Below are 12,197 nucleotides of genomic sequence, written 5' to 3' on the forward strand. Positions count from 1 at the left end.
AGTTACCAGCAAGATGTAGATACCTAAACCCACTGCCCTATTACGACTACATGAGTTTAGGCCTTAAATCATTTAACTACTTGAGTAGCCGAATAAACACCACTTGACATGGTGATAGGGCCATTAGCGCCAGTTTGACTCTGAATAGCCGTATTAAAAATACCAGTGGATTTATATGCAGTACCAGTATTGGTAACGGTAGCCGTTGGCGCAGTAAAAGTGGCCAGCATTTTTAACATTGAGTGGTTAGCATCTGTTGGCAAATAAAATATTTTTGAAGCGACGTATGGCGATAGTGAGGACATGTTTTCAGTCTTGGTTGCTACATAGCTACCCGATGTCAGATTCATGCTAGACCCCGGTCCGCCAATACTGTAGGACACGTTGTAGGTATTTGTAATTTGATTAGTCAAGAAATTTAGAGTGACCGCGTGGGAATTAACAGTTGCGCTTGCCCCAGAACCGCAAGAGTTGCCTAGATTAATACATGACATTGCTTTCGCAGTATCAAATCCAAAAGTAAGAGTTCCAGCAGGACCAGTGTAAGCATTGCGGAAAGCATTGTAATTAGTAAAGTTTAATTGACCAGAAGTAAGCAGTTGAGTTCGCAAGCTCTCTAGGGTACTGCTAATAGCGGCTAACTGATCCGCTGGAATTAATTCAAGCGAAGCTACATATTTTTGCCTTAACGTAACTAGCTTTTGAGCTAACTCTGCATTTGAAGAAACAGTATTTAGGTCAAGACTATCTGTATCAACTCCTTCCAATTTTAAATAGTTAAGATAGGAAGCAAGTGTGCTTGAAGTATTCGCAGAAGTCGCGCTTACGGCGCTCAACCTAGAGGTAAAGTTGTTAGCTAGATCGGCAACAGCTCCAACACCAGTAGTTGAAATAGCACCGCTAGCAGGCACTGACTGCAAAAAGTTGCTTGCAATCTTTTTGGCAGCGTCTCTAGCAGCTTCATTATTTGCAGTTAGACCTACAGGGGAGCTTCCGCTGCTTGATGTTGTACTCGTGGATGAATTAACAGTTGAAGCAGCACCTGCGCTTGCTTGTGGTGATGTCGATGAGGTGTCAGCTATTACTTCTGCAACCGGTGCCTTAATCTGCGCTACGCTGCCCATGATGTTCTTAAGCACATCCGATGGGGTAACGCTGGGCTGCCCGACTATTCCGCCAGGAGCCACTTGTACACCCCAGCCAGATTTACTAAGAGTTGATGATCCCGCAGCGCTTGCTATATCAACTACACCATGAAGCAACACAACGGTTGATGCACCATCAGGATCAACATTACCAGCCACACCAGTTCCACGCACTGAAATGGTAGCGTTTGGTAGCGTGACTTTCATCGCATCCGGATTAGAGTTGGAGACTTTTCCAGACACAAACTTAAAGGCACCCTTTTGAATGCCAACACTTAGCTCGCCTTTTGTCGCATCAAAGACAAACTTATCAATGGTCATCACGCTATTAGGACCCATGTTAAAAACGGTTTGATCCTTTAAAAGAATTTGTAGTTTATTGTTTGGGCCGGTTTTGATTTCATCATTGAGATAAATCGGTTGACCAATCCCCACAGCACGATTAGTAACCTTGCCTGCTACAGAAGTTGTTTTGATTGCAACTGGTTCGGTGGCCATGGAGATCACTCCAGAAACAGGAGGCATAGCATCTGCAAAAGCAAAGCTCGTCCAGCCCATATTTATTAGCACTAAAAATAAGGTCGTAGCACGAAAGGCTCTGGGCAAAAAAAACATAAATTTAGGAATTAAACTCCAAGAAGTAGCAAAACAAAAAATCTGAATCGGGGTTAACACTAGGACTTAATATACCCTTGGTATAGCTTTTTGTCTAATTTGGAATTAATAGATAAAAAACAAGGGGATGCTCCTAAAAAGCCTTTAAAATCAAAGCCATATATTGAGATGAGCTTGTTGCATAAGTCTGGACATTGGAATTTGACTGTCCTTGCTGATAGGTCAGAGCTAAAGTCCAATCCTTCTTTTGGGGTCTACTTAAGGTATTAAGCGAGATGGAATAGTTAGCGCCATAGGCATTAGTTTGAACATAGCGTTGGGCGCCGCTTAATGGATCGGCATCTGAGTAACTATTAGTGATGGAACTACTAAACATTCCAAAAACTCCGTAATTAGTTGAATAACTAAGATTCGCTACCCCATAGGTCATATTGTATGACTCATAGCTTGCTCTAGCCGCATAACGGTAACGAGAGAAATTAAACTCACCCAACCAGTTGCTATCAAAGAAATACTTGCCCCCTAGGCTTAAGCCGCTCATCCAGTTGCTTCGTGCATTGCTACCTGAATAATTTTGACCTTCGAGTTGATTGTTATAGCCATAATTCACACCCACATTCACCAGTGCATTAGAGCCAACCGAAGTTTGGTAACTAGCCGTCCCCCAATTGCTATTGATGAAGCCTTTGCCGCTCAGGCTGGTGGCAGAACTATTGAATCCAACCGTAACACGGTTAGTAATATCACCAACCTGATAGGCTAGAGAAGCGGTATTGACGCCTAAATTAGCCAAGTCATTGGAACGATATTGTTGATTAAAACTACTGGCTGAAAAGACAATTGAGTGATTAGGCTGCGATTGAATCGCACGCTCTACCGTGGTAGATGCATAGTAAATCCAAGTTGTATCGTAATAGTTGGTATTCGCATTGGTCGGTATATCGGAACCGAAGATTGTGACGTATTTCGAAGAATTGAGTGGATTCATAGCACCGCCAATACCAGTTTGTATCTGCGCGCCATAGCGCCATAGCTTTTCAGAGTCGATTAAGTCATCTAAACTTTTCTGTGCATTAGCGGTTTGATCGGGCTTTGCTGACGGGTTGTTCACTACTGCACGAAAATATTCTTTTGCCTCAACAACATTGCCCAAAAGAGCTTCTGTTTGGGCTAATAATAATTGTGCAATTGCTTCATTGGGATAGAACTCTAAAATCCGCCCTAAGCTTGCGGCGGCACCCTTCAAATTTTGATTACGTAATTGCAGTTGGGCCAAATCCAGATTCAAAGACAGCGAATCGGGATTCTTATAGACTTTTTCAAAGGCTAGATCTTCATCAGCTTGGGCCTGCCGACTAACCGAGGCTAGCTGAGAGGAATCTTTACCCTGGGGAATGACGGATATATTGCCGTCCCCCTCAGATTCCACCTTCTTTTTACCAACTATATTCAAATCAGAATCGTCAAAATCAATCGTTCCAGGCGCAACTCCCTCTTGATTCAAAAATGGCACTGGACTTTGAGCCCATACCGAGGACATCAAAAGCATTGATAAAAGTGATAATAAAGCTTTACGCATCAAGAACTACCTTACTCCGTTGAATGTTCCCCACTTAAGTCAATACGCTTCCCAAGACTAAATCAACCAAAATTAAGCCTTAGTCTCAATCCACAGGCATTTAAACCACCCCCAATTATCTCTTACAAGCACAAAATGAAGGGCTGAGCAGATGAATAGAGCGTCCTTGACAAAAGTACGATTTTGTTAAATTTTATAATCCACAAAACATCCGCACTCAGGTGAAAATTCTTGGTGAAGGCACTTAAAGCGCCAAGATGGATAAGCCCTCCGTGTAAAAAAGAACATTAGCCTTTCAGTGGACCAGCAGACAATTCCCACCTACCAAGAATTCTGAGATAAAGAGGCGCCTTGTTGCTTGTTGAGATCCCCAATTCAAGAGCCTCTCGCCCGTTCAGCCAAATCAAGTTGCGCGTGAAATTGCTTTCGTCGGCTTGATGTACCCACTGATAGGCTGACGGCGGGAGCATTTCTTTCATATAAGGAGCAATGACTGTGCGATTAGATTTATGTGCAGCTTGAAAATCTCCATTTATGTTGGGATGGTGATAACCCAAGCCATTTTTTTTGTGATTTTCTAGATTTTTACCAGTTTGAATATGGTCAGCACTGGAGTAGATCCTCTCTGTGCATCCAGCAAAAACTCGGTTGCATGCACTCGCACAAATATCACTTTTGGCATCGGTCCAGGTAGTGATATTGTGATTGCGAAGATAACGGCCAATTTTGACAGCCTCAAGCCCAGCGCCGCCGGTCAAATTTAATCTAACTATTTTCTTTGGTTTGCCGATAGTGGACATGTATTAAATAAATTTCTCTCCATCGTTGGCACAAAAATTCCCACTTGGATAAACGTAGCTGTTTTTAGGGGTAATCATGAGACCAGAACCTTTACATATTTTGCTGGTATTAATTGATTGAACGAAAATCAAATTGGGAAATAGCGCAGTCATAACACCCAGCCTCTTCCAAGCAATCTTCATCTAAAAATTTCAAGGTTTCAGTTTTTTGGTTAATCTCGAAACTCGCTAGATATACTCTTGGCGGAGAGGTAAGCCGCCATAGCCTGAATATCCGCTTCAGCAAGACTCTTCTCTTCATTGATCATTAAAACGCCATATAGCCCTGTAAATTGAATGATTCTAGGTACCCAAGTACTACCACCTACTTCCATAATCTTTTTTGAGCTGATTCTTTCAAAAAATTGAGTTGTTAGATGGTTCTGCATTTATTCAAAATTCACTACTTCATCACATCTTTTAGCCTTAAAAAATCTCTGTTAATTTCCCCATAAGACATTGAGAGGCTGGGAAATTCCAAAGAAAGAATGACATAAAGTGACAGGCCAATTAAAAGCATGTAGAGAGAGGCTAGTAGCCAGTCAGTCTCATTTTTTAATACCATCGTGTAGCCAATTAAAAAAGCACCAATACATAAAAGTGCAATTAGAAATCTCATCAACAGAATCGGTGGATGTGATTTTGCGTCTATGGTTCCAGACTCAAAAACAGCAACTAAATTGCCGACCTTGGGGACAAGAAGATTGGTTGCATATGTCTTATTTTCAGCAGATGTGTTTAGCGTTGCCCTCATGACATCTTCTTGAACCTGTCTAACAGCTATCGTAATTTTTTCTGCCTCACTGTCTATATCAGATAGTCGAGTGATATTTATATATGCCGATAATCTTGTATCTAATAAATTTTCGAGAGATTTTTTAACGGCCAACTGATCACTTGGCTGTAGATATGTTATTAAACTATTTACAGACTGAAGTGTTTGCGCTTCAATGCGAATCGTTTGCATGCGATCCGTATACTTACTGACAGAGCCGTGAAACGTAAAACCTAATACCAAAGCTGATAGACCAAAAATTGCTGTAGCTAAAGAGTCCCTAATGACAACCCCATCAGAGCCATACTTTTTAAGACGGTATAGTCCGAAATACCATCCAACTGCAGTAAAAATCAAGATAGCCACAGTCAAACCAAAAGGGGACAAATTTAATTATGTGCAAATTTGATTCGTACAGCAATTGCATAGTTATCCGCCTCTCTAATGTAAAAAAATATTCTAGGTACTTAGTTCGTCAAGATTAAAAAACTTACAGAAAGAATCACTTGAGATTGGTCTTTTTTTTGATGATCAAAGCTAATGTCATTTGAATCCATAAATTGAAAGTTTTTTCAAAAATTTCATTCTAATTTTGCAAATCCCAGCAGTCATCTCTAACGATAGTTTTATTAGGCCGCCCATAAAAAAAACTGTCATGTCATATTTTGGAGTTCAAGAGTAATTTCGACTATGCCGAATTCCGCTCGGTAAAGATATTTAATTAACAAATTGTTTTATTTGGATATTGATTAATTATCGATGCTTTAGATTAGAAAAAATACCCAACGATTGGAGGGATTGGGGCGAATTTTTCTTTATTACTTATAAGATGTAATTTAATAATGCTATAAATGCAAATCAACTTATTTGGAGATTTTATGAACCGGCGCCACATCCTTACGATTAGTTTATTTGTTCCTGTGGCTCTGCTTATTGCTGCATGTAGTAATACCTCTAAATATTTAACTGAGCCGATGCCGCAATCAGGCTTTCTACCTAATTACAAGTTGTTGCAGCTTGTTACCGATAGCCCAGCTGACAGTCGAGTATGGCGTTATCGCGACCCCGCAGTAGATCCTAATAAATATACTTCCGTTATCTTAGATCCAGTCTATTTAAATCAAACAGCCACTCAACAAATTTCAGCCCAAACCTTAGCCCAGGTTAAAGAAGTATTGCAATACTCCATGGTTGATGCAATTAATGCCAGAGGTAATATCAAGATTGTCAATAATCCTGGACCAGGTGTTGCTAAGCTAGCAGTAGGTATTACTGGCGCTGAGATGTCCAACAATAGTCTGCAGCCCTGGAATTTCACGCCAATTGGTTTAGCAACGAATGCCGCTGCCTATGTTGCGGGAGTGAATGCTAAAACTCCGGCCTTAATTATTGAGAGCAAGATTACAGATAGTCAAAGTGGTCAGATACTTGGAGAAGGCTTAATTACAATTCAAGGCGAATCTTTTAGAACGGGTTCTGGCTCAGTGGAAGCATTTACTAATATTGCTAAAAAAGCAGTTCGTGAGGCGCTTATGCTCTCGGCAAGAAGATAAGACGATAGGATAAATTGAGATGAAATTTGCCCTAAATCAAATCCCCAAATGCTTTGCATTGATTATTTTTTCTGCTGCTGTCGTAAGCACCACAATTAGCGCTCATGCACAATCTCAAATGAGTGCTAAAGACAAAGAGATTGTCGAAAAATTTAAAGTAGCAGATAAAAATCAAGATGGTAAGCTGACTCTCGCTGAGGCACAGGCTGGCATGCCCAGGATAGCTAAACACTTCAGCTACATCGATAGCCAGGGTCTTGGCTATGTCACGCTTAATCAAATTTTAGCGGTCGCCGACAAGTAGGCTGCTGAGACCTTAAAAGCAAATTTGTGAGCAAACCCACTAGAGTATTTCTGTGTTAGGTTGTGTTTATCGGCGTTAAAACAGCTCTTTTAATCCGTTGGTTGCGAGTTCGAAAACGTAGTTTCGGCGAGGCCAATCTCGCCCGACCCACCAAGCATCACTAAGCCTCGCTCTGCGGGGCTTTTTCATTTCTAGAATCCCGAGTTTGTAGTGTGTTGCATCGATCAGTTGAATTTAAGACCCAAAGCAGACATTGGTAGTCAAAGAAAAAAGCCACCCGAATGAACTGACCCCCAAAAGTTGGACGTTATGTCCAACCAAGGGGGTTTTGTTTTATGAGCAAGTACAGCAAGCAGTTCAAGCTAAAGGTAGTTAAAGAGTTTCTAAAGTCAGGTGGTCTTAAGCGGGTAAGTCACTTATTTGAGATTAGTCACTCAGATGTCCGCAAATGGGCTTTAGCCTATCAAGCACGTGGCCATAGTGGTCTTAATCCTAGCTACCAACGCCACTCCCCGCAGTTCAAAGTACAGGTTCTAGAGTACATGGCACAGTATCAGATATCAGCTAGGCCAGCTGCTGCCCACTTTGGGATTGGTAGTATGACCACCATTTTGCAATGGCAAAAACTCTACAATGAAGGCGGTATTACAGCCCTTGCCAATCGACAGAGAGGACAACCGCCGATGTCCCAATTTAATATCAAAGCATTACTCAAAAAGCCTATCTCGGAGCTCACGCCGGCAGAGTTGCGAAGACGTTTGGGGTATGCCGAAGCACAGGCTGCCTACCTAAAAAAGTTAGAAGCCTTAGCTCAGAGCAAAGCAGTAAAAGAGAACAAGCCCAAGTAATTACTGAGCTAAGGCCGCATTACCGTTTACCAGACTTACTACTCATCGCCAAGATGGCTAAAAGCGTTTACTACTACTGGCGGGCAGCCAGTAGTAAAGCTGATCCTTATCAGGGGGCTAAAGAGCATATCACCCAGATCTTTAATGCCCATCGGGGTCGCTATGGCTATCGGCGGGTACATTTAGAGCTGCGTAATCAACAGCAATACCTAAACCACAAGACCGTGCAAAAGCTGATGGGCCAACTAGGACTGAAGTCCCTTGTGAGGCCCAAGCGCTATCAGTCTTATAAGGGGTCTGTGGGTAAGGCAGCCCCTAACTTGTTAGAGCGCAACTTTATAGCTAAAGCACCCAATCAAAAGTGGGTGACTGATGTGACTGAGTTCAATATCAAGGGCGAGCGAGTTTATCTCTCACCCATCCTGGATCTATATAACCAAGAGATCATCTCCTATGAGATTGCTGATCGACCACAGATTAGCTCAGTAATGCAGATGCTAAAGAGCGCCTTCAAACGACTCAAGAATGAAGACAGGCCAGTATTGCACTCAGACCAGGGCTGGCAATACCAAATGGGGCTGTATCAACAGGCCCTACACCAGCAAGGCATTACTCAAAGCATGTCTAGAAAAGGTAACTGCTTAGATAACGCAGTGATGGAAAACTGGTTCGGGATTATGAAAACAGAGTTCTTCTATCGGAGAAGGTTTGAAAGTATCGAATCATTTAAAACAGAACTTAAAGAATATATCCATTACTACAACCATGATCGAATCAAACAAAAACTAAAGGGATTAAGCCCGGTGAAATACCGAACTCAATCCCTCGTGCTAACCTAACTAAACTGTCCAACTACTGGGGGTCAGTTCAGTAGGTGGCTTTGAGGGATTCTTTAACTTTTAGTAAGTTTTATAAGAAAGGTACTTTCCAGACAGCACAACCTGAACTCGGTCACCTTTCGGGTCTGACTCCCGCTGAATATCCATTGAAAAATCAATTGCACTCATGATGCCATCACCAAATTCCTCATGGATCAACTCTTTGATCGTGGTGCCATAAACGCTCACAATTTCATACCAACGATAGATTAGTGGATCCGTTGGCACCGCAGTTGGTAGAGATCCCTTATATGGAACGATCTGCAGCCATGCCATTTCTTCGTCAGTCAATTCAAATAACTTTCCAGCAGCTTCAGCCTGCGCTTTTGTGAAAGTCATTTGACCCAAGCATCCAGCGGTGACCCATTCCTTGGATTCGCCAATAGTCTTAGCGATGTCACTCCACTTCATTCCGTTACGTACCTTTGATTCAATGATTTTCTGAGTAACAACTGAACGGTCCATTTTTTTCTCCTAAGTTTTGAGTTTAAATTTATTGCGTAACTGGGGTTTGTAGGCCTGGGCATATTAGAACTGGCTGATAGCCATCTAAGCCTCCAGCTATGCCTTTTGCCTGTAAATCTTTAGAGCGATTTACTAAAAAATCCACTAAATGATTGCGCATCGGGTAATACATAGGGTCATGATGCAAACTGGCGCGCTTCCGATCTTTAGGTAGCGTGTTAATTACGATTTCTGCAATACGAGCATTTGGTCCATTGCTCATTAACATAATCTTGTCAGAGAGCAAAATTGCCTCATCGACATCATGCGTAATCATGAAGACGGTTTGCTTAGTCTCACTACAAATTTTGAGCAACTCATCCTGAATCACCCCACGCGTCAAAGCATCTAAAGCGCCAAATGGCTCATCTAATAACAGCATTTTTGGCTCAATAGCGAAAGCTCGTGCAATGCCAACCCTTTGCTTCATACCGCCTGATAACTCAGAAGGCTTTTTATTTTCAGCATTGACCAAGCCCACCATCTCTAGGTATTTTTTAGAATGCTCAGTAATTTTTGCCTTAGACCAATCTGGATACTTTGACTTAACAGCAAAAGCTACATTTTGAAGCACTGTCATCCAAGGCATTAATGCATGACCCTGAAATACCACTCCGCGATCAAGGCTTGGCCCTTTAATTTCGCGGTCGAGCATATAGGCATACCCACTAGTGGCGTCCTCAAGACCGGCAAGAACATTTAAAATGGTGGTCTTGCCACAGCCTGAGTGACCGATGATACAAACGAACTCGCCACGCTCAATTTCAAAATTGATGCCCTCGAATACTGGAGGTGCATCTGCCTTGTATGACTTACTAAGGCTTTCAACCTTCAAGAATGAATTTTCAATCTGCATAGGAAACTGCTTTCTGTAATCTTGCAAATGCCATATCTAAAACCATGCCAACAAGTCCAATCATCACAATGGCAAAAATGACACTTGAGATGGATAAGTTATTCCACTCATTCCATAAGAAATAGCCAATCCCTGTACCGCCAACGAGCATTTCTGCTGCAACAATTACCAACCAGGCAATACCCATGGAGATCCGCATACCAGTCAATATTGTGGGTGCGGCAGCTGGCAGAATAACTAGAAAAGCTTTTCTTAAGGGAGAGACCTCGAGAGTTTTGGTGACATTTAATAATTCTTTGCGGACATTAGCGACACCAAACGCCGTATTCAATAACATTGGCCACACAGAACAAATAAAGATAACAAAGATGCCTGAGATGGATGAGTCCTTAATCGTGTAAAGCGCTATTGGCATCCATGCCAAAGGAGAAATTGGCTTGAGGACTTGTATAAATGGGTTAAATGCCTCATATGCTAATGGTGACATCCCAATTAAAAAACCAAATGGGATGGCGACTAGCATTGCCAGAAAAAATCCAAGGCCTACCCGAGCTAATGAATAAGCCAGCTGGATACCAATTCCCTTGTCATTGGGGCCATTGTCATAAAAAGGGCTGGAGAGTTGCTTGTAAAAGACTTCCCCCATCTGGGTGAGAGTGGGGAAGCCTGATTTTTCTATTGAAACCCCGCCACTTTGCCCCATCAGCGCTTGATACTCACTCGACCCTGTACTAGCAACTGGAATAGAGACTACTTTTGGAGCGGTTGCAAGATGCCAAATCAATAATGCAAAAACCAAAATGGCAACAGATAGTAGTGCTCCGCGAGTCTTAATGGAAAGCTTATTCATCTGCTTTCTTATGCCTTACTTACTGAAAAAGATTTGAGATAGGCCTCTGGCTGATTGGGATCAAACTCTTTACCCATGATCTTGTCCTTTTTGTAGCCTGCCTTTGCTAAGGGTGGAACGGTAATACCAGTCTCCCCCATATATTTTTTGGCATCAGTCAATAAAAAGACTTTTTCGGAAATGTCTTTGTAGTTCACATCCCCTTTGACATAACCCCAGCGTTGCATTTGGGTCAGCATCCAAGTAGCCATTGAATACCAAGGGATTGGATTGAAATCGATACGGTCTGGGACGTTTTGAACATTGCCAAGACCATCGGCAAATTTTCCAGTTAATACTTGCATCACCACTGTTTCAGGTTGATTTAAGTAATTAGCTGGTGAAATCACTTTTGCAATAAGCGGACGATTGGCAGGATCACGTGCCATGGTTGAGGCATTTAAAACCGCACGGTAAAGCGCTGCAAAGGTATTCGGATTCTTCTTAATAAACTCCTCAGAGGTTCCAAATGCACAGCAAGGATGTCCATCCCAAATATCCTTAGTCAAGATGTGTATAAAACCTACTTCGTCATAAACTGCGCGCTGATTAAATGGATCTGGCCCAAGGAATCCGTCAATGTTGCCAGCACGCAAATTAGCGACCATCTCTGGTGGTGGCGTTACACGGATCTGAATATCTCTATCAGGATCTAAGCCTGCTTGGGCTACGTAATAACGTAATAAAAAGTTGTGCATAGAGTATTCAAACGGAACAGCGAATTTCATGCCCTTCCATTTTTTTGGGTCACGATTATCTTTGTGCTTATTTGCCAAGGTAATGGCCTGTCCATTCACATTTTGAATGGTGGCAACACGCATCTGACTCGGATCAGAACCCAATCCCATCGACATTGACAGTGGCATAGGAGATAAAAAGTGGGAGGCGTCATGCTCTTTGTTCAGCATCTTGTCACGAATTAAGGCCCAGCCAGCGGTCTTATTCAAGGTGACGTTCAAACCCTGCTTCTTATAAAAACCTAATGGATCAGCCATGATGAGAGGAGTTGCACAAGTAATGGCAATAAAGCCAATCTTTAGATCTGGTTTTTCTAACGGCGCCTTTTCTTGAGCCATGGCTTGTAAAGAGCCTATCGGGAGAAAGCCTGATAGCGCACTCATTGCACCTCCAGCACCAACAGCCTTCAAAAATGCGCGGCGGCGACTTTCTTGAGGGAAAAGCGCTTTGACCAGGCTTGCCTCTACAAAGTCCGCACTCATTTTCTCTTCATCAACTCTCGCTGATAAATCAAGAGCATGCTCCGCATCAGATGCATGGCGACCACAACTGCAACGACTACTGAACAATGGCCTATCAGGGTCAAAGGGGCGATATGAATTCATTTGCTTCTCCTAGAGTATTTAATGATGAAACATCAAAAAAACGAATAATTCATTATTAACAAGGCAAAA

Annotated in this window: 12 protein-coding genes; 3 read left to right on the forward strand and 9 right to left on the reverse strand. The window is 42.3% G+C overall.

Translation table 11 applies throughout. The features are described from left to right. Nucleotides 1-68: 68 nt before the first annotated feature. The 5 genes from DN92_RS03240 to DN92_RS03260 all read right to left on the reverse strand — a co-directional run bounded on the left by DN92_RS03240 (nt 69) and on the right by DN92_RS03260 (nt 5,340). The gene (locus DN92_RS03240) at nt 69-1,760 is read right to left on the reverse strand and encodes a FecR family protein (protein ID WP_173959905.1); all 1,692 of its coding nucleotides are present in this window, start codon (nt 1,758-1,760) and stop codon (nt 69-71) included. 133 nt (nt 1,761-1,893) lie between these two features. Then, a complete protein-coding gene (locus tag DN92_RS03245; protein ID WP_173959906.1) occupies nt 1,894-3,339 on the reverse strand; it encodes a tetratricopeptide repeat protein in 1,446 nt (481 codons plus the stop codon). Between the two features lie 287 nt (nt 3,340-3,626). Further along, nucleotides 3,627-4,139 (reverse strand): hypothetical protein, encoded by a 513-nt coding sequence (locus tag DN92_RS03250; RefSeq protein WP_173959907.1) that lies wholly within the window; start codon nt 4,137-4,139, stop codon nt 3,627-3,629. Nucleotides 4,140-4,351: 212 nt separating this feature from the next. Then, the gene (locus DN92_RS03255) at nt 4,352-4,567 is read right to left on the reverse strand and encodes a hypothetical protein (protein ID WP_173959908.1); all 216 of its coding nucleotides are present in this window, start codon (nt 4,565-4,567) and stop codon (nt 4,352-4,354) included. Nucleotides 4,568-4,581: 14 nt separating this feature from the next. Continuing rightward, the gene (locus DN92_RS03260) at nt 4,582-5,340 is read right to left on the reverse strand and encodes a hypothetical protein (RefSeq protein ID WP_173959909.1); all 759 of its coding nucleotides are present in this window, start codon (nt 5,338-5,340) and stop codon (nt 4,582-4,584) included. Between the two features lie 491 nt (nt 5,341-5,831). Here DN92_RS03260 and DN92_RS03265 point away from each other — a divergent pair, with 491 nt between their 5' ends. The 3 genes from DN92_RS03265 (at nt 5,832) to DN92_RS03275 (ending at nt 8,497) form a co-directional block, all read left to right on the forward strand. After that, a complete protein-coding gene (locus DN92_RS03265; RefSeq protein ID WP_173959910.1) occupies nt 5,832-6,506 on the forward strand; it encodes a DUF3313 domain-containing protein in 675 nt (224 codons plus the stop codon). Between the two features lie 19 nt (nt 6,507-6,525). After that, nucleotides 6,526-6,810 (forward strand): EF-hand domain-containing protein, encoded by a 285-nt coding sequence (locus DN92_RS03270; protein ID WP_173959911.1) that lies wholly within the window; start codon nt 6,526-6,528, stop codon nt 6,808-6,810. Between the two features lie 335 nt (nt 6,811-7,145). Further along, a protein-coding gene (locus DN92_RS03275) for an IS3 family transposase (RefSeq protein WP_437342745.1) occupies nt 7,146-8,497 on the forward strand; the annotation gives its coding sequence in 2 pieces (ribosomal slippage) (nt 7,146-7,608 and nt 7,608-8,497; 1,353 coding nt in all). Between the two features lie 60 nt (nt 8,498-8,557). Here DN92_RS03275 and cynS read toward each other — a convergent pair. Genes cynS through DN92_RS03295 form a run of 4 tightly spaced genes read right to left on the reverse strand, consistent with a single transcriptional unit; the run spans nt 8,558 to nt 12,128 of the window. Then, the gene (cynS, locus tag DN92_RS03280; RefSeq protein WP_173959912.1) at nt 8,558-9,001 is read right to left on the reverse strand and encodes a cyanase; all 444 of its coding nucleotides are present in this window, start codon (nt 8,999-9,001) and stop codon (nt 8,558-8,560) included. 28 nt (nt 9,002-9,029) lie between these two features. Then, a complete protein-coding gene (locus tag DN92_RS03285) occupies nt 9,030-9,896 on the reverse strand; it encodes an ABC transporter ATP-binding protein (protein WP_173959913.1) in 867 nt (288 codons plus the stop codon). Then, a complete protein-coding gene (ntrB, locus tag DN92_RS03290; RefSeq protein WP_173959914.1) occupies nt 9,886-10,746 on the reverse strand; it encodes a nitrate ABC transporter permease in 861 nt (286 codons plus the stop codon). The genes DN92_RS03285 and ntrB overlap by 11 nt, the downstream gene beginning before the upstream one ends. A gap of 8 nt (nt 10,747-10,754) precedes the next feature. Further along, entirely contained in the window at nt 10,755-12,128 is a 1,374-nt protein-coding gene (locus DN92_RS03295) for a CmpA/NrtA family ABC transporter substrate-binding protein (protein WP_173959915.1), read from the reverse strand. Nucleotides 12,129-12,197 lie beyond the last annotated feature (69 nt).

It is taken from the genome of Polynucleobacter arcticus, assembly GCF_013307205.1.
Classification (GTDB): domain Bacteria; phylum Pseudomonadota; class Gammaproteobacteria; order Burkholderiales; family Burkholderiaceae; genus Polynucleobacter; species Polynucleobacter arcticus.